Genomic DNA, 25,330 nt, shown 5'->3' with positions numbered 1-25,330 from the left:
GATCGGCGGGGGTGGCGGCGCGGTACTAACCTCGGTTCGGCGCGAGAGGAGATTGCCGCGATGCCGGAGACCCAGCCGGGAGCACAGCCGGCCGACGGGAGCACCCCGGGCGCGGAGCCGGAGCGGGACCGGACGGTCGCCGACGAGCCGACCTCCCCACCCGTACCCCCGGAGCAGCCGGAACCCTCGGACCAGCCAGACCCCTCGGACCTGCCAGAACCCTCGGACCACTCGGACCAGCCAGAACCCCCGGACCAGCCGGAGCCTGCCCCGGCCTCGGAGGTCCCGGCGCCCAGGTGGAGTGGTTCGGCCCCGGTTCCACCCCCGCTGCCCCGCCGACAGGCCTGGGGCGAGTCGGCCGAGCCGACCCCTTTCCCGCCGGTGGCCGCCGGGCCGCCGGAGGACCAGACCCCGGTCGACCCGTGGGCCGGCGTGGACACCGGCGGCTGGGACCTGCCCTCCGCCGAACTGCCCCCGCTGCCGCCCACGATGTCGTATCCGACGCCGCCGGACACCCGGCAGTGGTCCGGGCCGCCCGCTCCCCCGGCCTCATCGGGCGACACCCGGCAGTGGTCCGGGCCGCCCGTTCCCCCGGCCGGGTCGCAGCCGGTGCCGCCGCCGGCCGCCCCGGGCGCAACCCGGGCCATCGGACCCATGGTGCCGGCCCGGCCGATGTCGCCACCCGCACCACCCGCGCCGCCGAAGGTGCCGAAGCAGCGCCGGGGTCGGCGATCCACCACGCCACCGCCATCACCGCCGCCCGGGTGGCAGGCCCCCAAGGGGTACGTGCCGGTTCCGGTCCGCCGACGACGCCGCTGGCCGTGGCTGCTGCTGCTCACCCTGGCCTGCTGTTGTGGTTGCCCCGCCTACTACGGGTTCCCGATCTCGGCCCAGTACCCGGCGCGGGCGGCCCTGCCCGTGCAGGTGGACGACCTCAGCCTGCGGCAGGACAGCCGCAGCACCGAGGCGGCCCAGAAGTTGGAGAGCGAGGTACGCAAGGAGAACTGGCTGGCCGAGGACACGTTCGCCGGCGTCTACGCCACGACGAGCGGCAAGCGGGTGACGGTCTTCGGCGGCACCGGTTTCCGGCTGACCCCGGAGTCGGACGCGGAGGCCGAGATCAGCCGGCTCACCGATCGGTACGCGTTGGGTGCCCCGGAGAGCGTGGACACCGGTGTACGGGGCCGGCACGAACGGTGCGCGGTGGGTAGCGCCGACGGGGGCGCCGTGGTCGTGTGCACGTCGGTCGACCACGGCAGCATCGCCACCGGGGTGTTCACCCGACTCTCCGTCGCCGACAGTTCCGACCTGTTGGGCACCCTGCGCGCCCAGATCGTCCAACCCGAGCGGGGCTGATGCCGCACCCTGGCCCCGGCCGGGGTGCGGCCGGCGGGGTCAGGCGTCGCGGGTCGGGTCCGGGTGGGCGCGCGGCGGGGCGTAGCGGGGCACGTACTCCTGGCCGGTGAGCTTCTGGATCTCGCTCATCAGCTCGTCGGTCATCTGCCGCAGCGAGGCGCGGTCGTCCGGTCGGCCGGTGAAGTCCAGCGGCTTGCCGAATCGAACCGTGATCTTGGCAGTGCCCGGCCGGGGCACCCGAGCGCCGATCGGCTGCGCCTTGTCCGTGCCGATCATGCCGACCGGGATGATCGGCACGCCGGCCGAGATCGCCAGCCGGGCCGCGCCGGTCCGCCCCCGGTAGAGCTTGCCGTCCGGGGAGCGGGTGCCCTCCGGGTAGACCACCACCAGGTCACCGCCCTTGAGCGCCGGGATCGCCGCGTCGAACGCGGACAGCGCCGCCCGGCCGCCGGCCCGCTCGACCGGGATCGCACCCAGGCCGGTGAGGACGAACTTGGAGATCGCACCCTTGACGCCGGTGCCGTTGAAATATTCCGACTTGGCCCAGAAAGCCAGGTGCCGGGGCACGACCGTGCCGAGGAACAACTCGTCGGCCACCGAGAGGTGGTTGCCGGCGAAGATCGCGCCGCCGGTCTCCGGCACGTGTTCCAGACCCTCCACGGTCGGGCGGAACGCCACCCGCAGCGTGGGGCCCACGGTCAGCTTGCCGATGGTGTAGAGCAGCGGCACTGGTCCTCCGGCAGATGAAATGCGAGCAGGCGGTGTCACGGTAGCGGACGCCTCCACACCTCCCGGACGGAGGTGGTGAGGCGCCCGCACCCTGGCGATGGTCCGTTATACCCGGCGGACGACCACCGTTACCCGCTCACCATCGCCGACCTCGCCGGCGAAGCCCTCCAGCCCCTCGACGACGGAGCCGTTAAGCCCTTCGACGACGGAGCCGTCCCGACCCTCGACGGCGGAGCCGTCCGGGCCCTCGACGAAGTCGAGCGAGTCGGCCAGCACCTCCGCGGAGACGAAATCGACGTACGCCGCCACCGCCGCGCGTACCTCGTCGGACGCCGACACCGACACCACGATCCGGTCCGAGACGTCCAGGTCGGCGTCACGGCGGGCCTGCTGCACCACCCGCACCACGTCGCGGGCCAGCCCCTCGGCGGCCAGTTCCGGTGTGACGTCGGTGTCCAGCACCACCACTCCCTCGCCGCCGGGCAGCGGCGCGGAGTGCTCGGCGTCGGCGGCGACCAGGCGCAACTCGTACTCACCCTCGGCGAGGGTGACGCCGGCGGCCACCGGGGCGCCGTCGACCAGCTCCCACTCGCCCGCCTTGACCGCCTTGATCACCTGCTGCACCTGCTTGCCGACGCGTGGGCCGAGCGCCCGGGGAACCACAGTCAACACCTGCTCGCAGTACGCGGACAGCTCCGCGCTGAACTCCACGGTCTTCACGTTGACCTCGTCGGCGACCAGGTCGGCGAACGGCCGCAGCTGCTCCGCGGCCGGCGAGGCCACTGTCAGCGTCGACAGCGGCAGTCGCACCCGCAGCCCCTTGGCCTTGCGCAGCGACAGCGCCGCCGAGGCGACCGCCCGAACGTTGTCCATCGCGCGGACCAGATCGTGGTCGGCCGGGAACTCCTCCGCCGAGGGCCAGTCGGTCAGGTGCACCGAACGCTCCCCGGTCAGGCCACGCCAGATCTCCTCCGCGGTCAGCGGCGCGAGCGGCGCCACCACGCGACAGAGCGTCTCCAGCACCGTCGACAGGGTGTCGAAGGCGTTGGCGTCACCGGACCAGAACCGGTCCCGGGACCGGCGCACGTACCAGTTGGTCAGCGCGTCAAGGTAGGACCGGACGGTGGCGCAGGCACCGGAGATGTCGTACGCGTCCATCTGCGCGCCGACAGTGGACACCAGCTCGTTCGTCTTCGCCAGCACGTACCGGTCGAGCAGGTGGGTGGAGTCGGTACGTCGCCGGGCCTGATACCCGTCGGCGTTGGCGTAGAGCGTGAAGAAGTAGTACACGTTCCACAGCGGCAGCAGCACCTGCCGGACGGCGTCGCGGATGCCCGCCTCGGTGACCGCCATGTCCCCACCGCGCAGCACCGGCGAGGACATCAGCATCCAGCGCATCGCGTCCGAGCCGTACGCGTCGAAGACGTGGTAGACGTCCGGGTAGTTGCGCAGGCTCTTGGACATCTTGCGCCCGTCCGAGCCGAGCAGGATCCCGTGGCTCAGGCAGTTACGGAACGCCGGCCGGTCGAACAGCGCGGTGGCCAGCACGTGCATCGTGTAGAACCAACCACGGGTCTGCCCGATGTACTCGACGATGAAGTCACCCGGGTAGTGGTGCTCGAACCAGTCGGCGTTCTCGAACGGGTAGTGCACCTGGGCGAACGGCATCGACCCGGACTCGAACCAGCAGTCCAGCACCTCCGGCACCCGGCGCATCATCGACTGCCCGGTCGGGTCGTCCGGGTTGGGGCGGACCAGGTCGTCCACCGCCGGCCGGTGCAGGTCGGTCAGGCGTACGCCGAAGTCCCGCTCGATGTCGGCCAGCGAACCGTAGACGTCCAGGCGCGGATAGTTCGGGTCGTCGGACTTCCACGCCGGGATCGGCGAGCCCCAGAACCGGTTCCGGCTGATCGACCAGTCTCGGGCGTTGGCCAGCCACTTGCCGAACGAGCCGTCCTTGATGTGGCCGGGCGTCCAGTTGATCTCCTGGTTCAGCTCGACCATCCGGTCCCGGAACTGCGTCACCGCGACGAACCACGACGACACCGCCTTGTAGACCAGCGGGGTGTCGCAACGCCAGCAGTGCGGGTACGAGTGGGTGTAGGTGTCCTGCCTGAGCACCACCCCCCGGTCCTTCAGCTCCCGGATCACCGGCTTGTTGACGTCGAAGACCTGCTCACCCTGGTACGGCGGGACCAGCGCGGTGAACCGGGTGTGGTCGTCGACAGTGACGATGGTGGGGATGCCGGCGGCGTTGCAGACGTTCTGGTCGTCCTCACCGAAGGCCGGGGCCAGGTGCACGATCCCGGTGCCGTCCTCGGTGGTGACGAACTCCGCGCCGAGCACCTGGTAGGCGTTCTCCCCGGCCTGCTCGACGAGGAAGTCGAACAGCGGCGTGTAGCGGCGTCCGACCAGGTCCCGGCCGTGAACCGAGCCGACCTGCTCGTAACCCTCCAGCTCCTTGGCGTACGCGGCCAGCCTCGCCGCCCCCACCAGGTAGCGGTCGCCACTGCGCTCGCTGTCGGGGGAACCCCGGTGTTCGAGCACCGCGTACTCGATGTCGGGCCCGACGGCGAGCGCCAGGTTCGACGGCAGGGTCCACGGCGTGGTGGTCCAGACGCCCAGCTTGACCGGCCCGCGCAGCAGCTCCGGTGCGGACTCGTCGGCGGTCAGCTCGAACCACACCGACAGGGTGGGGTCGTGCCGGTCCCGGTAGACGTCGTCCATCCGGGTCTCGGTGTTCGACAGCGGCGTCTCACAGCGCCAGCAGTACGCCAGCACCCGGAAGCCCTCGTAGATCAGACCCTTGTCGTGCAGGGTCTTGAAGGCCCACATGACGCTTTCCATGTAGTCCAGGTCGAGGGTCTTGTAGTCGTTGGTGAAGTCGACCCAGCGGGCCTGCCGGTTGATGTACCGCTCCCAGTCCTGGGTGAACTCCAGCACCGAGGTACGGCAGGCCTCGTTGAACCGGTCCACGCCCAGGTCGATGATCTCCGCCTTGCTGGTGATGCCGAGCTGCTTCTCGGCCACCACCTCGGCGGGCAGGCCGTGACAGTCCCAGCCGAAACGCCGCTCGACGTGCCGGCCCCGCATGGTCTGGTAGCGCGGCACCACGTCCTTGACGTAGCCGGTGAAGAGGTGACCGTAGTGCGGCAGGCCGTTGGCGAACGGCGGGCCGTCGTAGAAGACGTACTCGTTCTTGCCGTCGGTGCCGGCGGGGCGGGCCTCGATGCTGGCCTCGAAGGTCTTGTCAGCCGTCCAGTGCTCCAGCACGCGGCGCTCGACCGCGGGCAGGTCCGGGCTCGCCGGAACACCGGCGGCGGTCGCGTCGTGCAACGGATAGGCCATCGGGGGTCGCTCTCCTCATGCAGCTCACTCAACGTGGGTCTGCGAGGACGAACCTCCGGGTACGCCTGGAACGGCGCTCCCGGGTGGCCCGCGGTACCACCCCGCTTGGCGGTCAGGATCGACCGCCCGCTCATTGTCGGCTGTGACGGGCCGCACCCGTCCGGTTCTACTGGGCCGGTTGCCCGGCTGTTCTTCCGGAGGCTCACCGGTGATGGCCGGGTCATCGCCTTACGGGGTCCAACGATACTCGACCCGCCGACCGCCCCGCCGCCGAGTGAACGCCCGCGCCGGCACCCTAGGCTGACCGGGTGATCCGGATCGAGTTGGACGAGCCGACGCTGCTCCGGACCCGGATCGCCACCAGCCCGCTCTGGGAGGTGCTGACCAGTCTGTTACTGCTGCACCGCAATCCGGTTGAGGCGCCCTGGCCGTACACCGCCTGGGCGCGGCACGCACGGCGGGTGCTCGACGACGTGCCGGCGACCGCACCGGCCCGGCTGCTGACCATCGGCCTACCCGCACCGGACTTCCTCAGCCCGATCCCCACGTTGGCCGCGCCGACCCTGGCCGACCAGCTCGCCGAGCTGCGCGCGACGCCGGCCGAGGTGATCACCGAGCAGATCCCCCACTACTACCACCCGGACGACCTGCCGGAGTGGCTCCGCCCGTTCGTCACGGACCGGCGGGCCGCCCTGGACCGGCTCGCCGACGGCATCCAGGCGTACTGGGACGCGGCCATCGCGCCGTGGTGGCCGGCGATGCAGGCGGCGCTGGACGAGGAGGTGCTGCATCGGGCCCGGGCGCTCGCCGCGTACGGCCCGGACGCGCTCCTGGAGAACCTGCACGAACGGGTGCGCTGGAACAAGCCGGTGCTGACCCTGGTGAAGCCGTCGGAGCAGCAGTTCACGGCGGTGAACCAGCGACTGCTGCTTCTCCCCTTGATCTTCTCGGAGGGGGCACTCGTCTGCGCCACCGACCATCCGGAGATCATCGCCGTCTCCTACCAGGCGCGCGGGGCGGCAGTGCTCGCCGAGGGTGGGCCGGTCTCGGCGGCCCGGACGACACCGGCCACGGACCGGCTGGCGGTGCTGGTCGGTCGGGGTCGCGCCCAGGTGCTGCGGGCGCTGGCGAGGCCAGCCACCACCGCGGGCCTCGCGGCCACGTTGGGGCTGGCTCCGAGCACCGTGTCGGAGCAGCTCTCCGCGCTGCTGGCCGCCGGCGTGGTACACCGGCGCCGGGTGGGCCGGCGGGTGTTGTACGGGCTGGAACCGGCCGGTCTGGCACTGGTGCAGCTCGTCGGTGACGAGCCGACGAGCGCCTCGGCCTGAGCATTCGGCTCGATCCGAATCCGTTTCCCACCCGTATCCGTCACTTCTAGCCTGCTGATCACGAGCGTCGGAAGGTCCGGGCAGACCGCGGCGTCGACCTGACGGTCGGCAACGGGGAGCTGTTCGGCCTGCCGGGGCCAGACGGCGCTGGCGGGCCCCATCCCCGACCCAACCCACGTTGATCATGGAGTTGTTGCCTCGCTCGACGGCGTGTCGTGGCAACAACTCCATGATCGACCGGGGGTCGGGGACGGCCCGCCGATCCAGGCTTCTTCATTGAGATGAGCGGGATCACAGCCCTGGTTGTCACGACCCGCCCGGCCCGGCCGTCGTAACGGTGTCGGACCTATCAGGAGGTAGTCGTGCAACGGATGAACCCGGCCGAGGTCGCACCGCAGGCGTACAAGGCCGTCTTGGGGTTGGAGAAGTACGTTCAGACGAACGTCGACCGCACAGTGCTGGAGCTGGTGAAACTGCGGGCGTCGATGATCAACGGGTGCGCGTACTGCGTGGACATGCACAGCCGGGACGCGCTCGCCGGCGGCGAGTCGAGCCGCCGGCTGTTCGCGGTAGCCGCCTGGCGGGAGGCTCCCTTCTTCGACGAGCGGGAGCGGGCCGCGCTGGCCCTCACCGACGCGGTCACCCGGCTCGGCGAGCACGGGGTGCCGGACGAGGTGTGGGATGGCGCCGCGAAGGTCTGGTCGGAGAAGGAACTGGCCGACCTCGTCATCGCGATTGCCACAATCAACGTGTGGAATCGGATCGGGGTGACGATGCGGCTGGAGCCTCCAGCCCAGGCGTGACAACCGAGGCGGCAGCGGAGGCGGGGGGGGGGGGCGGGGGGGGGCCCGCCCCCCGCCCGCCCCCGCCCCCCCCCCCCCACCGCGGCCACGGTCGCATCGGCGTCCCCCGAGCGGACGCGACACCTTCCTGAAGCGGTCCGGGAAGTTCTTCACCGGCACACTGCTACGGACCCTCGCGCAGGGCGTGCTCTTCGTCCTGCTCGCCCGGGAGATGTCTATCGACACCTACGGGCTCTTCGTCGGTGTCACCGCCCTCGTCGCCGTGGTCTCCCCGTTCGCGTCCGCCGGCGCACCAAGTCTGATCTTCCAGAGCTACGCCGAGGCCCCCGGCGAGTGGGCCCGACACCTCACGCGGGGCCTGGTCCTGACCGTCGTCTTCGGTGTGGGCGCGACAGTGTTGGTGAGCGCGGCCGGGGTGGCGATCTGGGGTAGCGAGGTCAGTGCCGTCGACATGCTCTGCCTCGCTGCCGCCGACCTGGTGGCCTGGCGGCTCATCGAGGCCGTGGCCGCGTCGGTGCAGGCCCGGGGCAAGGTCTTCGTCGCCTCGGTCATCCCCGCTCTGCTGCACGTGTTCCGGCTGGTCGGCGCGCTGGTCCTCGCCACGGCGGACGAGCCGATCTCCCTTCGGAACTGGGCTCTCACCGCGCTGGCGGTCTCCGTCGTGGTCTGCGTGCTGGCCACCTGGTACGGCTTGCGCGGCGGAGGGGGTGCTTCCTGGTCCGTCGGGCCGGCACTCCGCCAGGCCCGCAGCGGACTGCTGTTCGCCGTCGGCCTCTCCGCCCAGACGGTCTACAACGACATCGACAAGGTCATGCTGTCCCGGATCGGCACCACCGAGGCGGCGGCGATCTACGCTGCGGCCTACCGGGTGGTGGACTTCGCGTACACCCCGGCCCGGTCGATGTCCGCGGTCGCCTACCCCCGCTTCTTCGAGGTTGGCCGCGAGGGACCCCGGGCGGCGCTCGGGCTCGCCCGTCGCCTTCTGCCTCGCTTCCTGATGTTCAGCGTGCCGAGCAGCCTGCTGCTGGTAGCAATGGCCTGGACCATGCCGCTGATCTTCGGACCGGAGTACGAGGACGCGACCCTGGCACTGCAGGGCCTCAGCGCGATCCTGGTCCTGAAGTCGATCCACTACCTGGCCGCCGACGCCCTCTCGGGAAGCCGACTCCAGGGCCGTCGTACGGTGTGCCAGATCGCGGTGGGCGTCGTCAACGCGGGGCTCAACGTGTGGCTCATCCCCGCCTACGGATGGCAGGGCGCGGTCGTGTCGAGCCTCCTGTGCGACGCTCTGCTCGGCATTCTGCTGTGGGGATGCCTCGTCATCGCCCTGCGGCGACACCCGCACCGCGATGCCGTCGCCGCTCCGGCAGCGGCACCTGACCGAGAAAGGGTCTGACGTGACCACCATCTTCGGTGTCCTACTGACCGTCGGTGGCGTAGCGGTGGCTCTGTGGTTGATCCGGATGAGGCGGTCCGTCGCCACCGCGTTCGGCGACCCCGCATCGGCGGTCGCCCTGGTCGGCTTCGCGTTGCTCACCAACGCGGCCCCGGCGCTCGCCGGCAGCCGCAGTTCGATGCTGATCGGCGTGCTGGTGGTCGCCCTGCTGGCCTGGCTGGTGCTCTCCGGCCGTGGTCTCCTCCGCGGCCCGTCCGATCTGTGGCTCCGGATCTCGCTGGCGATGGCCGGCGGCCTACTCGTCTGGTGCGCCCTCATCGACGTCGTCACCGGCACCGGGATCTACGGATCGCGGTTGCCGGCGTACGGGGCGGCCGGGCTCCTGCTGATCGCCGTCTGGATGATGGCCGCCCGCACCACGGTCAGCGTACGGGCGATGGCCTACACCGGGCTGGCGGTCCTGGCGCTGCTGGCCATTCCGACCGCTCTGTCCGGGCAGGCGGCGTGGCGGGCGTGCACCGGCGGGAAGCTGGAGAAGTGCTCTCTGGCCGGCGCGCTGTTCAAGAGCTTCTACAACTCCGAGAACTATGCGGCGATGCTGGCGTCGTTCACCCTGGTCGCCGCGTTCTGCGCGATGCGCCGCGCCGAACTGGTGGCGACGGCGTCGTTCTGCCTGCTGGTGATCGTCGCCACCGGCTCCCGCACCAGCTATCTGGCTGTCGGCGCGGTAGCCGTCTGGATGCTGGGCGCACTGCTCGTGCAGCGTCTGCGACCGAGCCCACGGATCCCCTTCGCGCTCTGCGTGGCGCTCGTCGTCGGCGCACTGACAGCCGCCACATACCTGATGTGGAGCGCGTCGAAGACCACGCTGAGCAACCGCGGCAACATCTGGGTCGCCGCCCGCGAGTACCTCAGCGGCCGGGAGGCCGTCGGCGTGGGCGTCTCGAAGTGGTACTACCTCCAGGACATCGAGAAGGCACCGACCCACTTCTTCCACTCCGGGTACGTCCTGGTCATCTTCTCCGGCGGGCTGATCGCGCTGACCCTGTTCGGTCTGTGGATGGCCACCCTGCTGCACCGCAACGTCGAGGACGGGCACGCCTTCACCGCCAAGGCGCCGGTGGTGCTCCTCGTCGTCTACTCGTTCACCGAGGTCGTCTGGAACCCGCTGTCGGTGGACGGGCTGACCTGGATCATCGTGCTGCTGGCCCTCACCGCGTCGGCGTCCGCCGCCCCGGCCCGCAACCCGGCCCCGGGGCCGGTGGACCTGGTGGACCGCCCAGGTCGGTTCGCCGCCCTCAAGCGGTTGACGGGTCGGCACGACGCCGTCGCCGCGCGGTAGGGACCCAGGACGCCGCGCCGGTCGGAGTGACTAGGCAGCACCGATCGGCAGGCCCTTGAACGCCAGCAGACCGACCCCGGTGGCGTTGACGCACCAGGGCCCGGCGTCGCCCCGGTAACTCAGCCCGGTCGCGCCGTCGGCCGGGCCGGACAGGCTCAGCACGAGCCGCCCTCCCTCGCGGTACTCGACGGCGGTGACGGTGGCGGTGCTGCCGTCGATCGTGAAGTCGGTGCCCGCGCCGGCCCGGACCGTCAGCGGGTCGGTGCTACGGAGCTGAACCACCACCTGGGTACGCCGAGCGTCGGTGAAGGCGGCCGACCGAGGGTTCGGGGCTGACACGCCCTCGCTGGGGCCGCGGTGGATGTCTCGGGCCAACACGGCGAACGCCTGATCGCCCAACTCGCGGTAGCCCTGCTCCCAGGCGAAGTGGCAATCCTCCCGGCCCGACAGGGCCGTTGTCGACAGCACCGTCACCTTCAGGGTGTCGACCATCCGTCGCTGGGCCTCACGCAGCGGGCCGCCGGAGGTGTTCCCGCACGGTGAGCTGCCGACCTGGACGACGTAGTACCGGGTGCCGCCGGCGGTTCGGAAACCCACCTCCCGACGCCAGTCCGTCAGCAGCGCGGTGAACCCGGCGACGTGCCCTGTGGCGTTGTTGTTGTCGGCCTCGCCCTGGTACCAGAACACCGCCCGGACCTCGCCGATGACGTTCGCGGCGCTGAGCCGTTGCCGCAAGCGGCCGTAGTTGGTGCGCAGGTCACCGGGGTTGCCGTCGTTGCGTTGGAAGAACGACACGACCTTGCTGCTCTCCGCGCCGTTGATCACGGCTACCGGCACCTGGTAGGTGTCCATGAGTCGGTGGGCCGCGCGGATCCCCCACTGGCCGACCGAGCCGGGCTGCCGGACCGTACCCGAGACGGCGTAGTTCCAGGTACGGTCCGCGCCGGAGAGGACCCGGTCCCCGGTTGTCGAGCCGAAACTGCGGACGTACGGGGACTCCTCGCCGATCGACGAGCCCCGATGACTGGCCGCCACCGCGTTGGACTGGCCCTGGATGACGTACACGTCGCCGGACACCACGCCCTCCCAGAGTGCCGCTCGTCGGGCGACGCCGTCGCCGAGCACGTGCAACTCGAATCGGTACTCCCGAAGCGCGGCGGTGATCCGTTGCCGGAACGCGAACTCACCGCCGGGCCCGATGGGCACCGTCTCGTCCCAGCCGTCGGCCCCGCTGACGACCTTGAGGCGTACGGCGCGGACCCGCGGGTCGGTAGCCTTTCCCGCCACCGGCACGACGGCGCCGCCGGCTGCGTCCCGGGGGTACAGCTGCCGGTCCCGAGGGTGCTGACCGACGGTGAGGACCGAGGCGCGGGCGTAGACCGTCAGCCGCCGTTGGGTGTACGTGCCGGCGTTGCCGGCGGCCGTCCAGTCGGGCTGACCGGTGGGGGCGGTCCCGATGCCCACCGACAGCGGCTGGACGTCCGAGGTGAAGCCGTTGACCGCGAGAACCGTCTGCGGGGCCGCCGCTGCCGGGCGGGTGGCAGCGATCGTGTGCACCTGGAAGGAGCCGTACCCGATCGACGAGTACACGTCGTCGTCGGCGTCGTACCGGTCGGTGGTGGCGCCGGGGACCTGGCCGGAGTTGACCGGCCCGTACTTGTTCGGCCACATCTCCAGATAGCCCGTGAGACCGGTGCCGGTGGCCAGGCCCGGCGCGTTGGTGGCGACCTCCAGATCGGCGATCCGTTGGCGGACGATCTGACCGGCGCGGGTCGGCAGGCCGAGGCGTCGGGCGTCGGTCGTGAACGGCGACATGGCGGTCCACACCCACTGCGTCCCGGTGGGGCCGGTCAACTCCAGGCAGTAGCCGATCCGGTCGAACCCGCCGGCCACCGCCCCGGCCCGGTCGAACAGGAGGGCAAGCGGCCTCTTGGGGTCGTTCCGCTCGGGCAGATCGAGGGCGCTGACCGGGGTGAAGCCGGCCATACCGTGCGCGTTGGCGGCACAGGCGGTGCCGTCTATGGGCGCGACGGGCGGCGGGGTGTCCACGTCGGCTGCCGACCAGGCCGCGTCCGGTGCGCCGGTTTTCGTCGGCCACCAGCCGAGCACGGGGACGGCCGCCAGGAGCAGGACGACCACCCCGAAGCCGATCCAGGCCAGTCGGGGCAGCGATCCGAGGCGGGCCCACGGAGGGTGGGGACGAGACACCCGGGAACCTCCACAGTGTGGGCAGCGTGTCGTGCCCCAGATTAGGCGATGCGCCGTACCCGACGACGCCGGCACGACCTCCGGCCGAACCGGTGCTGATCCGGGGCGTAGGTCGGTCCCGCTGTCTGAAATGATGCCGGCCATGGCCGCAACGAGCACGACAACGGCGGCGGGTAACCGCTCCGCCGGTGTCGACCTCCTCCGGATTGTCGGAATCGCCGCGGTTGTCGCGGGCCACGTCTGGAGCGACGATCTGACCCGGGCGTCCATCTACACCTGGCACGTTCCCGTGTTCTTCGTCCTGACCGGCTACTTCTGGTCGCCCGGCCGACCGCTCGGTGGGGAACTGCGTAAGCGGTGGACGACCCTGGGCGTGCCCTACGTGGTGTGGTTCCTCATCCTGGTCGCGGCACTGCTCGCCGCGGACGCCGCGACCGGCCAGGTCGCACCGGGCACCATCGGTGACGCGCTGTACGGCGGCACGGCAGCGGTCCGACCGTTCTCCGCCTTCTGGTTCGTCTCGGTGCTCTTCATCGCGGCGGTCGCGTTCCGGTGGCTGGAGCGGTTCCCCGCCGCGGTCGCCTGGACGGTCGCGGTAGTCGGCCTGGTCACGGCGTACCTCGCGCCCAGCGTTGTCACCGCCGGCCCGCTCGGGCTCTTCCTGGTCCCGGCGTGCCTGGTCTTCGTGCTGGCGGGGCGGCTGCTGCGGCGGTTCCGCCCGCGTCTTCCGGCCAGCGCCGGTGCGGCGTCACTCTCGATCGGCGTCGGCTTCGTGCTGCTCGGCCTCAACCGGGACCTGGACCTCAAGGCCGGCGACTTCGGCTCCCCGGTGCTGGGGGTGCTGACCGCGGTCCTGATCAGCGTCGGTCTCATCCGGCTCGCGGAGGAACTCGACCTGCGCATCGGCGCGCGGGCGTCGCGGGTGATCAGTCGACTGGCCGGCTGCGGCATCGCCGTCGTGCTCAGTCACGCGGGCATCCTGTGGGTGCTGAAGACGCCCAGGTCCGGTGGGGTGCTCGACCTGGTCGCCGCTCTCGTGGTCCCCTGGGTGTTCGCGTGGATCGTCATCAGCACGCCGCTGGGCCCGTGGTTGACCGGCACCCGGATCGGCGGTTCCGCGCGGGCCGCCAGCGGTGTGGCGCCTCGACCGGGTGCCGCCCAGACGCACTAGAAACGGCTGTTGCGCCGCCGCGCCAGGAGCATCGCCACCGCCACCACGATGGCGACAGCGAGCGCGCCTCCGGCCGCGGCGATCACCGGCACGGCCCAGCTCGACCCGCCTGAATCGTCGCCGGGCCCCCGGCTGTCGACGGCCGCCTGTCGGTACGACTGGGCCAGCAGGTTGGTCGGGGAGGTCCGCGCGGCCTCGTCGAACCGCGCGATGGCCTTCGACTCGTCTCCGGCGAAGTACGCGTCGAGGCCACTGCGGTACTGGTTGTCACCCTTGCCGAGTGTGTTCGTGACGCCGGCAGCCTGGAGGAGTGCGGTCATGGCGGAGACCGGCACGACGAGGCGGTTCGCCTTGTCAGGCCGCAGAACGTCGTTGTCCAGCATGCCCACCACGCGGCCGCTCGGGTCGATGGCGATCCCGCCCCGCGAATAGAGCCCGAGATCCTCATTGATCCGGTACGGGTTCAGCGGAGTCGAGGAGTCGATCCCGGTCACTGTCACCGTCTTCGACAGCACCGTGTAGGTGGCGGCGCGGAAGCTGGTGTCGGTGGTGCCGTAGCCCAGAACGAGCAGCGACGTCTCCGGGCTGACGCTGGCCGACGTGTTCAGCTCCGACGTGGGCAGGTTCTTCTGCTCCAGCTTGATCAGGGCGACGTTCCCCGCCTCGATCGGGAGGGCCTGGACGACGGTGCCGGCAATCGCCGGGCTGTCCGTGACCTCGCCCTTGGCGATGTTGAGCTGCCCGTACAGCCGGGTCTCCGGCTGGTCGCCGGCGTTCGCGCCGGTCAGGACCGAGGTGCTCAACCGACTGCGGGTGTAGGTGCTGATGTCCTTGGCCTGGAGGCTGCCCTCGGAGACGAGCCGGTTGGCCACGGCGTTCAGGGCACCCCCGACCAGGACGTCGGGGGTGGGCTGCACGCACTGGCTGTTGCTGAGGACGTACCCCTCGTGTTGGACGACCACGCCACTACAGCGCCGGCTGAAGGTCACCGGGGCCTTGTCCAGCAGGGCGCCGCCGGCCTTGTTGCGGACGTACCCGGTGAACACGACCTCCACGAAGACCATGGACGGCCCGGCAACGGCCAGTGCCCGCTCCTCGGGGCTGCGCAGGGCGGCCTGCGCCCAGGGCTTGAGGCCCGGGGCGAGCGGGGTCGCGGCAGGGAAGCCGCTGGAGGTGGCGGTCGGCGGGACGTCCGGTTCGTCGGGCTCATCCGAGCTGAGGGAGTAGATGCCGGCACCGCCGCCGACCACTGCCACCAGGGCCAGCGCGGCCACACCCGCCCAGAGGCCGGTACGCCGCTTGGGCGGCGCCGACGGCTTGATCCGCCGTACGGGGGCGGCGTACGGGTCGAACGGGGGCACGTCGGCCGGTGGGCCGGACACGGTGGCCGGCGTCGGCGCGACGTCGTGGCCGGCCGGCCCGGCGGGCGATGCGGGTGCGCTCGACGCCGGCGCGGCCGAGACGGGGTGGGCAGGCGACTGGTTCGGAATCGCGGCCGACTGCACCGCCCACGGGGCATGCGGCATGTCGACGACCGGCTGCGGCACACCAGACACGGGTTGCGGCACACCGGAGACCGGCTGCGGCACGCCAGAGACGGGTTGCGGCACACCTGACACGGGTTGCGGCACACCCGACACCGGCTGGGGAGGGGCGGAGACGGGTCGGGGGGCGGCAGGCACCGGTTGGTACTCCACGCCGAGCGCGCGGAACAGCTTCTCCGGGGCGGGTCCGGCCTCGGCGGCGTACGCCACCCAGGGCGCGGCGGCCGAGAAGTCGGCGTACGTGATCGGGGGTCCGTCGGGGGTCTGGGCGAGCGCGTTCGCGACCTCGGCGAACGCCTCCCGCCAGCCGGGGGCGGCGGCAACCGTCGCGTCCAGCACGGCCACGCTCACGAACCGGCCCTGCTCGTCGATGGCGGCCCAGGCCTTGCCCACCGGTGAACCGCCCAGCAAGTGGGTGAACCTGTAGGGGCCTTCCGGCTGCATGCCAACTCCTCCGCTCGACCGCCAGGCGCATGGTACCGACCGGTGCCACAGTCAGTCGCCTGGCGGTCACCCGTCAACTCGTCGTCGCCGTCACCTTTGGCTGATCAGGACCACCGGCTCCGGTCCGGACGTGACGCGTTCCACGCGATAGTCGGCGAGCGCGGCCTGCCACACCGGCTCGCTCGGGTGGGTGTACGTGCGGACCAGCCAGACCCGGGTGCCGGGCGGCTGTTTCGCGGCCCGGGCCAGAATCTCGTCGAGGGCGTCCTTGATGGACGGTGCGTCGGCGGCTTTCGGGAGGATCACGTCGGCGCGGGTGGGCATGGCGACTGTCCAACCGACGGTGCCACTGACCGGCGCGACCAGCTTCAGTGGATCCTGGTCGGAGTAGAGCGTGAACCCGAACCAGGCGGGCCCGCTGACCACGACGAGGTCGTGCGGCCCCTTGTGCGCCGCGACGTACCGGGTCGACGACCCGATGTCGGTGATGGCCTGGTGTGCCCGCCAGACCCCGGGTTCGTCGCCGTCCAGGCGGTACCAGCGGTGGTTGACGGCGGCGAAGCTGGCGAGCAGGACAGCGCAGGTCACGGCGGCCACCACGCCCGGTGCCAGCCTGGGCAGCCCGCGGCGGACCAGGGCGACGACCAGGTCCGCCAGACCGACGATGCCGATGCCGGCCACCAGGCCCGCCACCACGATCAGGAAGTGGGACGTGCGCGGGTCGAGCAGCGGGTAGATCCCCGCGACACCCAGCCCGCTGGCCGCCACCGGCAGCAGGAGGACGGCGATCGCCGGGGCCGCGTGTCCGCGTCGGAACAGCGTGACGACGCCGAGCACGAGCAGCACGGCGAGGATCGGCACGGGTGCGCCGAGCATCGGTGACAGGGCCTTGATCTGCCGCACGAGGTGTGCGGGCAGTTCGGAGATGCTCGGCAGGAAGTCGTCCCAGTAGTCCCGCATGGCATCGCTGTTGCCCCGGGCAGACACTCCGAAGTAGACGGCCGCGACGAGTACGCCGGCGACCAGGCCGGCGACGGTCGCCTCGACCGTCCTCGCCCACTCCCGACGAACGGCGACGGAGAGCAGCAGACCGCCGAGTACACAGACCGCGACGATGGCGGTGGTGTGACTCAGCAGCATGCCCAGACCCACAGCGGCCACCACCAACGCGAGCCGTCGCCGGGACCAGGAGCGCCCGGTCCAGGTGGCCAGGGCGAGCAGGCAGACCGCCACCGCGGCGTCAGCCGTGTACTGCTTCAGGTCGTGGCGGGTCTGCTGGACCGGCAGGAGCAGGACGGCGAGACCGCTGACGACACCGATGAGGATGCCCCGGGCGCGCTCGGACGCCAGCGAGCGGCCCAGCAGGTAGGCGGCGACGACGGTCAGCAGTTGGAACCCCAGGGGTACGACCCGGAGGTGATCGATGTCCGGGACCAGTCGGAGCAGGAAACTCCACCCGATCGGGCTCGACGAGGTCGTCACCGGCAGGTCGGCGAGGGGAAAGCGGACCGAGAGCGCGACCCACGCCTCGTCGCCCCAGTACTGGGCTGTCAGCCACGACCGGATGTCGTTGACGACGAAGAAGGCCCCGATCAGGGCGATGATCGGCAGCGCCTCGCCGACCGTCGCCCGGACGCGCCGCTCGGGCGCCGGCGGGGCGACGCGAATGGGCGGGGCGTCCTCGACTGCGACCACGACGCTCCTTCTCGCTGGCGCGATCCTGCTCGCGCTGGACGCCCGCATGTTACGAGCCGCGACGGCTGAATGGGGGGCGGGGGTGACCCGAGGCGGTTGTCTATGAAAGTTTCTATGCATAGAGTCAGCTCATGAATGAAGGAGCTGTCGCGGCACCCGCTGACCGGGTGCTCGACCTGTTCCAAGGGGTGCGGCTCACCCCCACCCAGCGCCGAATCGCGCACTGCCTGGTGCAGCACGCCCCCGGCGTGGCGTACCTGTCCGCCGCCGAGGTCGCCGAGCTGGCCGGCGTGAGTCAGCCGTCGGTCACCCGGTTCGCCGTCGCGCTCGGCCACGACGGCTACCCGGCCCTGCGCCGCCGGCTGCGCGACCTCACCGGCTCGACTCCGGGCGGATCGACCGACACCGGCAACGAACTCCAGCAGGCGGTACGCGCGGAGATGGGCAACCTGGACCGGCTGGCCGGTCAGCTCGCCGACCGGGACCGGATCGCCGAGACCGGGCGGTTGCTCGCCGAGAGCCGCCCACTGCCGGTGCTCGGCCTGCGCGCCGCCGCGCCGTTGGCCGCGTACTTCGCCTACTTCGCGGCGAAGGTGCACCCGGACGTACGGGTCCTCGACGACGGCGGCAGCCTGCTCACCGACCGCCTGGAGCAGGCGGCCGAGGCCGGGGCGTCCGCCGTCCTGGCCTTCGTGCTGCCCCGCTACCCCCGGGAAACCCTGGACGCGCTGCGCGACGCCCGCCACGCCGGGTTGACGGTGGTCGCGATCACCGACTCACCGGTCAGCCCGGCCACCGAGCACGCCGACGTGGTGCTCGCCGCAGCGGTCGGCGCGCAGCTCGTCTTCGACCTGCACACCGCCCCGATGACCCTGGCCATGGTGCTGTTGCAGGCGATCTGCGACGCCACACCGGGCGAAACCCAGCGCCGACTGGAGGCATTCGAAGCCTCCGCGGCCCGCCGACAGTTGTTCCTCGGTTGACCGGAGGAGAACCAGAGATGACCCAGCCCATTCGTGCCGCACGGGGCAGCCAGCTCACCACCCGCGGGTGGCAGCAGGAGGGCGCCCTGCGGATGTTGATGAACAACCTCGACCCCGAGGTGGCCGAACGCCCCGACGACCTGGTGGTCTACGGCGGCACCGGCAAGGCGGCGCGGGACTGGCCGTCGTACCACGCGTTGGTCCGCACGCTGACCGACCTGCGCGAGGACGAGACGATGCTGGTGCAGTCGGGCCGTCCGGTCGGGGTGATGCGCACCCACGAGTGGGCGCCGCGGGTGCTGCTGGCCAACTCGAACCTGGTCGGCGACTGGGCGACCTGGCCGGAGTTCCGCCGCCTCGAACAGCTCGGCCTGACCATGTACGGGCAGATGACGGCCGGTTCGTGGATCTACATCGGCACCCAGGGGATCCTCCAGGGCACCTACGAGACGTTCGCGGCGGTGGCCGCCAAGATCGCCGACGCCCGCGGCGACGGGCAGGGGCAGGGCGCAAGCACCCTCGCCGGCACGCTGACGCTGACCGCCGGCTGCGGCGGGATGGGCGGCGCGCAGCCGCTCGCGGTCACCATGAACGGCGGCGTCTGCCTGATCGTGGACGTGGACCGCACCCGGCTCGACCGTCGGGTGCACGACCGCTACCTGGATGAGGTCGCCGACTCCCTGGATGACGCGATCGCTCGGGTCCGCGCCGCGAAGCGGGAGCGCCGGGCCCTGAGCGTGGGCGTGGTCGGCAACGCGGCCGAGGTCTTCCCGGACTTGCTGAACCGGGGCGTCGAGATCGACATCGTGACCGACCAGACCAGCGCGCACGACCCACTGGCGTACCTGCCGGTGGGGGTGGAGCTGGCCGAGGCCCGGGACTACGCCGCCGCGAAGCCGGCCGAGTTCACCGACCGGGCCCGCGCGTCGATGGCCCGGCACGTCGAGGCGATGGTCGGTTTCCTCGACGCGGGCGCCGAGGTGTTCGACTACGGCAACTCGATCCGGGGTGAGGCGCAGCTCGGCGGCTATCAGCGCGCCTTCGACTTCCCGGGCTTCGTGCCCGCGTACATCCGGCCGTTGTTCTGCGAGGGCAGGGGTCCGTTCCGGTGGGCGGCGCTCTCCGGCGACCCGGCCGACATCGCTGCCACCGACCGCGCCATCCTCGACCTGTTCCCGGAGAACGAGTCGCTGGCCCGGTGGATCAAGCTGGCCGGCGAGCGGGTCGCCTTCCAGGGCCTGCCGGCCCGGATCTGCTGGCTCGGTCAGGGCGAACGGGACCGGGCGGGCGTGCGGTTCAACGACATGGTCGCCTCCGGCGAACTCTCCGCCCCGGTAGTGATCGGCCGGGACCACCTGGACACCGGCAGCGTCGCGAGCCCGTACCGGGAGACCGAGGGGATGGCCGACGGCTCCGACGCCATCGCCGACTGGCCGCTGCTCAACGCCCTGGTCAACACGGCAAGCGGGGCGTCCTGGGTGTCCATCCACCACGGCGGCGGGGTGGGTATCGGCCGGTCGATCCACGCCGGGCAGGTGTGCGTGGCCGACGGCACCGCCCTCGCCGGTCAGAAGATCGAGCGGGTGCTCACCAACGACCCGGCGATGGGCGTCATCCGGCACGTCGACGCCGGCTACGAGAGCGCCCGCGAGGTAGCCGACCGCACCGGGGTCCGGGTGCCGATGACGGAGGGCGACCCCGCGTGAGCGACGACCTTTCCGCCCGGTTCCGGGCGCTGTGGGACGAGATCGCGCCGGTCGGGCGGGACGCCGACAGCGGCGGCTATCTGCGGTACGCGCTGACCGAGCCGGAGCGGGAGCTGCGCGCCTGGTTCCGGGCGCAGGCCGAGCACCGTGCCATGCCGGTCACCGAGGACGGCAACGGCAACCTCTTCGCCCACTGGGGTGACCCGGAGGCGTCCGACGCGGTGCTCACCGGCAGCCACTTCGACTCGGTGCCGCACGGCGGGGCGTACGACGGGCCACTCGGCATCGTGAGCGCGTTCCTCGCCGTTGACGAGCTACGCGCCGCCGGGGTCACCCCGGACCGGCCGCTGGTGCTGGGTGCCTTCGTCGAGGAGGAGGGGGCGCGTTTCGGCGTACCCTGCCTGGGGTCTCGGCTGCTCACCGGGGCGCTGGCGCCCGAGCGCGCGGCCGGCCTGCGCGACGCGGCCGGGGTGAGCTTCGCCGAGGCGCTCGGTGACCGGCCGGCGGGCGCCCGCCCGGAGCTGCTGGGCCGGTTCGGGGCGTTCGTCGAGTTGCACGTCGAGCAGGGCCGCGCACTCGTCGACACTGACGCGCCGGTCGCGGTGGCCAGCGCGATCTGGCCGCACGGCCGGTGGCGCTTCGACGTCGTCGGCGAGGGCAACCACGCGGGTACGACCCGGATGGCCGACCGCCGCGACCCGATGCTGACCTACGCGTTCACGGTGCTGGCGGCCAACAAGGAGGCCCGGCTGCGCGGCGCGCACGCCACTGTGGGCCGGGTCGCCGTCGAACCCAACGCCACAAACGCGATCCCGTCGAAGGTGACCGGCTGGCTGGACGCCCGGGCCGCCGACCCGGAAACGCTCGCCGGGCTGGTCGACGCGGTACGCGGCAAGCTTGCCGAGCGGGCCCGCCGTGACGGTACGACGGTGACCGTCACCGAGGAGTCGGCCACAGCGGTGGTCGCCTTCGACGGCGGGCTTGCCAAACGCCTCGCCACGCTGCTCGACGCGCCGGTGCTGCCCACCGGGGCGGGGCACGACGCCGGGGTGCTCGCCGCGTACCTGCCCACCGCGATGCTCTTCGTGCGCAACCCGACCGGTGTCTCGCACTCCCCCGCCGAGGCCGCCACCGACGACGACTGCGCCGCCGGGGTACGGGCGCTGGCCCGGGTGCTGGAGGAGCTGACATGCCGGTGACACCGAACCGCTGGCTCGCCGAGTACGCCTGGCTGCCCGAGCACGCCGAACCCACCCCCGACGTGCTGATCGAGGTCGAGGACGGCCGGATCACCGCGGTGACGCCGCTGCTGGGAGCACACGGACCGGAGGCCGGGGTCGAGGTGTACGCCGACGCGGTGCCACTGCCCGGCCTCACCCTGCCGGGCCTGTCCAACGTGCACTCGCACGCCTTCCACCGGGCGCTACGCGGGCGTACCCACGGCGGCCGGGGTGACTTCTGGACCTGGCGGGACCAGATGTACGCCGTCGCGGACCGGCTGGACCCGGACACCTACCTCGCGCTGGCAAGGGCCGTCTACGCCGAGATGGCGCTCGCCGGGATCACCTGCGTGGGCGAGTTCCACTACCTGCACCACCGACCGGACAGCGGCGCCTACGACGACCCGAACGCGATGGGCGCGGCGCTGGTGGAGGCCGCCGCGCACGCCGGGATCCGGCTCACACTGCTGGACGCCTGCTACCTGACCTCCAGCGTGGACGGTCAGCCCCTCGCCGGGCCGCAACGTCGCTTCGGCGACGGTGACGCGGGCCGCTGGGCCGAGCGGGCCGCGGCGTTCCAACCGACGGACCCGCACGTCCGGGTCGGCGCGGCCGTGCACTCGGTGCGGGCCGTCCCGGCCGATCAGTTGCGCACTGTCGCCGACTGGGCCCGGGAGCGGCAGGCGCCGCTGCACGTGCACCTCTCCGAACAGCCCGCCGAGAACGACGAGTGCCGGGCCGTGCACGGGCACTCGCCCACCGCGCTGCTCGCCGAGCACGGGGTGCTCGGGCCGCACACCACCGCCGTCCACGCCACCCACCCCACCAGCGCGGACCTGTCAGTGCTCGCCGACAGCCTGACCGGGGTGTGCCTCTGCCCGACCACCGAGCGGGACCTCGCCGACGGCATCGGCCCGGCCCGGCTGATGGCCGACGCCGGCATCCGGTTGAGCCTCGGCAGCGACAGTCACGCCGTGATCGACCTGTTCGAGGAGGCTCGGGCGGTCGAGCTGGACGAGCGGCTGCGGACCCGCCGGCGCGGCCACTTCGCGCCGCTCGACCTGCTGAACGCGGCCAGCCTCGCCGGGCACGCCGCGCTGGGCTGGGCCGACGCCGGAAGGATCGCGGTGGGCACCCGCGCCGACCTGGTGACGGTACGCCTGGACAGCGCCCGCACCGCCGGGGTGCCACCGGTGGGCGCGTTCTTCGCCGCCGGCGCGGCGGACGTCGAGCAGGTGGTGGTGGACGGCCGGGTGGTGGTGGCCGAGGGCCGGCACCTGACCGTCGACGTGCCGGCCGAACTGTCGTCCGCGATCGAGGCGGTGACGCCCGCATGAGCGGCAGCCTGCTCGTCGACAACATCGGGGAACTGGTCACCAACGGCGCCGGCGAGGGCCCGCTCGGCATCCGCCGCGACGCCGCCGTGCTGGTCGAGGCGGGTCGGGTGGTCTGGGTCGGGCCGTCCGCGTACGCGCCGTCCGCCGACCATCACGTCGATGCCGGTGGTGCCGCCGTGCTGCCCGGGTTCGTGGACAGCCACGCCCACCTGGTCTTCGCCGGGGACCGGGCCCCCGAGTTCGCCGCCCGGATGGCCGGTCAGCCCTACACCGGCGGCGGCATCCGGACCACAGTCGGTGCCACCCGGGCCGCCACCGACGAGGAACTGCGTGCCACGGTGCGCCGGCTGCGCGGGGAGGCGCTGCGCCAGGGCACCACGACCATGGAGATCAAGAGTGGGTACGGCCTGACCGTCGCCGACGAGGCCCGCTCGCTGCGGATCGCCGCCGAGAGCAGCACCGAGACCACCTTCCTGGGCGCGCACGTGGTGCCCGCCGAGTACGCCGACCGCCCCGACGACTACGTGGGGTTGGTCTGCGGGCCGATGCTGGCCGCCGCCGCTCCGTACGCGAAGTGGATCGACGTGTTCTGCGAGCGGGGTGCCTTCGACGTGGACCACGCCCGCGCCATCCTGGCCTGCGGTCAGGCCGCCGGCCTGGGCGTACGGCTGCACGCCAACCAGCTCGGCCCCGGCCCCGGAGTGCAACTGGGTGTGGAGCTGGACGCGGCCAGCGTCGACCACTGCACCCACCTGAGCGACGCCGACGTGGCCGCGCTGGCTGACACGGCCCACAGCGACGGGTCGGGCACCCGCACCGTGGCGACCCTGCTGCCCGGCGCGGAGTTCTCCACCCGCTCGCCCTACCCGGATGCCCGCCGGCTGCTCGACGCCGGTGTCACGGTGGCGCTGGCGACGGACTGCAACCCCGGCTCGTCGTACACCTCGTCGATGCCGTTCTGCGTGGCCCTCGCGGTCCGCGAGATGCGGATGACCCCGGCGGAGGCGGTCTGGGCCGCCACCGCCGGTGGGGCACGGGCGCTGCGCCGCGACGACATCGGTGTCCTCACCCCCGGCGCGCGGGCCGACCTCGTCGTCCTCGACGCGCCGTCACACCTGCACCTGGCCTACCGGCCCGGTGTCCCCCTGATCCGCCAGGTAATACGCAACGGAGTTCCGCAATGACGCACGTGACCATCCAGCCCACCGGAGTCTCCGCCGACGACGTGCTCGCGGTGGCCCGCGGCACCGCCACCGTCGTCCTCGCCCCGGCCACCATCGACGCGATGGCGACCAGCCGGGCCATCGTGGACGGCATCGAGTCGTCGGGCCGTCCCGTCTACGGGGTCTCCACCGGGTTCGGCGCGTTGGCAAACACCTTCGTCGCTCCGGAGCGGCGGGCCGAGCTGCAACACGCGCTGATCCGCTCGCACGCCGCCGGGGTGGGCGCCCCGATGCCGCGCGAGGTGGTCCGGGCCATGATGCTGCTGCGCGTCCGGTCCCTCGCCCTGGGCCGCTCCGGGGTCCGGCCGCTGGTCGCGGAAGCGCTGGTCGACCTGCTCAACCACGACATCACCCCGTGGGTCCCGGAGCACGGCTCGCTGGGCGCCTCCGGTGACCTGGCGCCGCTGGCGCACTGCGCGCTGGTACTGCTCGGCGAGGGCTGGGTGCTCGGCCCGGCCGGTGAACGGCAGGACGCCTCCGACGCGTTGACCGCCGCCGGGCTCAAGCCGATCGAGCTGGCCGCCAAGGAGGGGCTGGCGCTGATCAACGGCACCGACGGCATGCTCGGCATGCTGCTGCTGGCCATCCACGACGCGGAGCACCTGTTCGCCATGGCCGACGTGACGGCCGCGCTGGCCATCGAGGCGATGCTCGGCTCGGAGCGGCCGTTCCTGCCCGAGCTGCACGCGATCCGCCCACACCCCGGTCAGGCGACGTCGGCGGCGAACATCCACCGCCTGTTGCAGGACTCCCGGGTGATGGACTCGCACCGCGACGACCTGGCGCACGCCGTGCAGGACGCGTACTCGATGCGCTGCGCGCCGCAGGTGGCCGGCGCGGCCCGCGACACCCTGGACTTCGTCCGCACCGTCGCCGGCCGGGAGCTGGTGTCCGTTGTGGACAACCCGGTGGTGCTGCCGGACGGCCGGGTCGAGTCGACCGGGAACTTCCACGGCGCACCGCTCGGCTTCGCCGCGGACTTCCTCGCCATCGCCGCCGCCGAGGTGGGCGCGATCGCCGAGCGGCGGGTCGACCGGCTGCTCGACGTGACCCGCTCCCGGGAACTGCCGGCGTTCCTCTCCCCCGACGCCGGGGTCAACTCCGGGCTGATGATCGCCCAGTACACGGCGGCGGGGATCGTGGCCGAGAACCGTCGACTGGCCGCCCCCGCCTCGGTGGACTCGCTGCCCACCAGCGGAATGCAGGAGGACCACGTCTCGATGGGCTGGGCCGCCGCGAAGAAGCTGCGCACCGTCCTGGACAACCTGACCAGCCTGCTCGCGGTGGAGCTGCTGGCCGGCGTACGCGGCCTCCAACTGCGCGCCCCGCTGGAGCCGTCCCCGGCCGGCCGGGCGGCCGTCGCCGCGCTCGGTACGGCAGCCGGCGAGCCCGGCCCGGACGTGTTCCTCGCCCCGGTGATGGAGGCGGCCCGTGCCGTCGTCGCCGGGCCGGAGTTGCGCGCCGCCATCGAACGGGAGGTCGGCCCGCTGGGCTGAT

17 protein-coding genes are annotated in these 25,330 nt (G+C 72.2%); 12 read left to right on the top strand and 5 right to left on the bottom strand.

Annotation, left to right across the window (positions count from 1 at the left end; translation table 11 throughout):
- Nucleotides 1-60: 60 nt before the first annotated feature.
- Nucleotides 61-1,356, top strand: a complete 1,296-nt coding sequence (locus AB0B48_RS03620; RefSeq protein WP_357195356.1) for a hypothetical protein — start codon at nt 61-63, stop codon at nt 1,354-1,356.
- A 39-nt stretch (nt 1,357-1,395) separates the two neighbouring features.
- On the opposite strand, the gene AB0B48_RS03615 is transcribed toward AB0B48_RS03620, so the two are convergent.
- Entirely contained in the window at nt 1,396-2,085 is a 690-nt protein-coding gene (locus tag AB0B48_RS03615) for a lysophospholipid acyltransferase family protein (protein ID WP_355009324.1), read from the bottom strand.
- A gap of 105 nt (nt 2,086-2,190) precedes the next feature.
- Complete coding sequence (gene ileS, locus AB0B48_RS03610) at nt 2,191-5,433, bottom strand: isoleucine--tRNA ligase (RefSeq protein WP_357195354.1); 3,243 nt, start codon at nt 5,431-5,433, stop codon at nt 2,191-2,193.
- Nucleotides 5,434-5,741: 308 nt separating this feature from the next.
- Here ileS and AB0B48_RS03605 point away from each other — a divergent pair, with 308 nt between their 5' ends.
- From AB0B48_RS03605 to AB0B48_RS03590, 4 genes are all read left to right on the top strand, one after another.
- Nucleotides 5,742-6,761, top strand: a complete 1,020-nt coding sequence (locus tag AB0B48_RS03605; protein ID WP_357195351.1) for an ArsR family transcriptional regulator — start codon at nt 5,742-5,744, stop codon at nt 6,759-6,761.
- 362 nt (nt 6,762-7,123) lie between these two features.
- Nucleotides 7,124-7,564 (top strand): carboxymuconolactone decarboxylase family protein, encoded by a 441-nt coding sequence (locus AB0B48_RS03600; protein ID WP_357195348.1) that lies wholly within the window; start codon nt 7,124-7,126, stop codon nt 7,562-7,564.
- Nucleotides 7,565-7,691: 127 nt separating this feature from the next.
- Nucleotides 7,692-8,960: an oligosaccharide flippase family protein gene (locus AB0B48_RS03595; RefSeq protein WP_357195409.1), complete on the top strand. Its 1,269-nt coding sequence runs from the start codon at nt 7,692-7,694 to the stop codon at nt 8,958-8,960.
- A gap of 1 nt (nt 8,961) precedes the next feature.
- The gene (locus AB0B48_RS03590) at nt 8,962-10,302 is read left to right on the top strand and encodes an O-antigen ligase family protein (protein WP_357195346.1); all 1,341 of its coding nucleotides are present in this window, start codon (nt 8,962-8,964) and stop codon (nt 10,300-10,302) included.
- A gap of 30 nt (nt 10,303-10,332) precedes the next feature.
- On the opposite strand, the gene AB0B48_RS03585 is transcribed toward AB0B48_RS03590, so the two are convergent.
- Entirely contained in the window at nt 10,333-12,510 is a 2,178-nt protein-coding gene (locus AB0B48_RS03585) for a sialate O-acetylesterase (RefSeq protein ID WP_357195343.1), read from the bottom strand.
- A gap of 142 nt (nt 12,511-12,652) precedes the next feature.
- Between AB0B48_RS03585 and AB0B48_RS03580 the strand changes: the two genes are divergently transcribed.
- On the top strand, nt 12,653-13,681 hold the full coding sequence (locus tag AB0B48_RS03580; RefSeq protein WP_357195340.1) for an acyltransferase family protein: 1,029 nt from the start codon (nt 12,653-12,655) through the stop codon (nt 13,679-13,681).
- On the opposite strand, the gene AB0B48_RS03575 is transcribed toward AB0B48_RS03580, so the two are convergent.
- Together AB0B48_RS03575 and AB0B48_RS03570 are read right to left on the bottom strand one after the other, a co-directional pair.
- Nucleotides 13,678-15,669, bottom strand: a complete 1,992-nt coding sequence (locus AB0B48_RS03575) for a trypsin-like peptidase domain-containing protein (protein WP_357195336.1) — start codon at nt 15,667-15,669, stop codon at nt 13,678-13,680. The genes AB0B48_RS03580 and AB0B48_RS03575 overlap by 4 nt on opposite strands.
- A gap of 90 nt (nt 15,670-15,759) precedes the next feature.
- On the bottom strand, nt 15,760-17,364 hold the full coding sequence (locus AB0B48_RS03570; RefSeq protein ID WP_357195333.1) for a DUF6541 family protein: 1,605 nt from the start codon (nt 17,362-17,364) through the stop codon (nt 15,760-15,762).
- 131 nt (nt 17,365-17,495) lie between these two features.
- Here AB0B48_RS03570 and AB0B48_RS03565 point away from each other — a divergent pair, with 131 nt between their 5' ends.
- The 6 genes from AB0B48_RS03565 to hutH are packed head-to-tail and all read left to right on the top strand — an operon-like array spanning nt 17,496 to nt 25,329.
- On the top strand, nt 17,496-18,347 hold the full coding sequence (locus AB0B48_RS03565) for a MurR/RpiR family transcriptional regulator (protein ID WP_355005433.1): 852 nt from the start codon (nt 17,496-17,498) through the stop codon (nt 18,345-18,347).
- 17 nt (nt 18,348-18,364) lie between these two features.
- The gene (hutU, locus tag AB0B48_RS03560; protein ID WP_357195329.1) at nt 18,365-20,053 is read left to right on the top strand and encodes a urocanate hydratase; all 1,689 of its coding nucleotides are present in this window, start codon (nt 18,365-18,367) and stop codon (nt 20,051-20,053) included.
- Nucleotides 20,050-21,252, top strand: coding sequence for an allantoate amidohydrolase (locus AB0B48_RS03555; RefSeq protein WP_357195326.1), 1,203 nt, complete (start codon nt 20,050-20,052; stop codon nt 21,250-21,252). Before hutU ends, AB0B48_RS03555 begins: the two co-directional genes overlap by 4 nt.
- A complete protein-coding gene (locus AB0B48_RS03550) occupies nt 21,243-22,610 on the top strand; it encodes a formimidoylglutamate deiminase (RefSeq protein WP_357195323.1) in 1,368 nt (455 codons plus the stop codon). The genes AB0B48_RS03555 and AB0B48_RS03550 overlap by 10 nt, the downstream gene beginning before the upstream one ends.
- The gene (hutI, locus tag AB0B48_RS03545) at nt 22,607-23,794 is read left to right on the top strand and encodes an imidazolonepropionase (protein WP_357195320.1); all 1,188 of its coding nucleotides are present in this window, start codon (nt 22,607-22,609) and stop codon (nt 23,792-23,794) included. Before AB0B48_RS03550 ends, hutI begins: the two co-directional genes overlap by 4 nt.
- Entirely contained in the window at nt 23,791-25,329 is a 1,539-nt protein-coding gene (gene hutH / locus AB0B48_RS03540; RefSeq protein ID WP_357195317.1) for a histidine ammonia-lyase, read from the top strand. Before hutI ends, hutH begins: the two co-directional genes overlap by 4 nt.
- Nucleotide 25,330: the final 1 nt, after the last annotated feature.

Source organism: Micromonospora sp. NPDC049089, from assembly GCF_040648775.1.
Classification (GTDB): Bacteria; Actinomycetota; Actinomycetes; order Mycobacteriales; family Micromonosporaceae; genus Micromonospora.
This window is presented reverse-complemented; position numbering and strand designations above follow the sequence as displayed.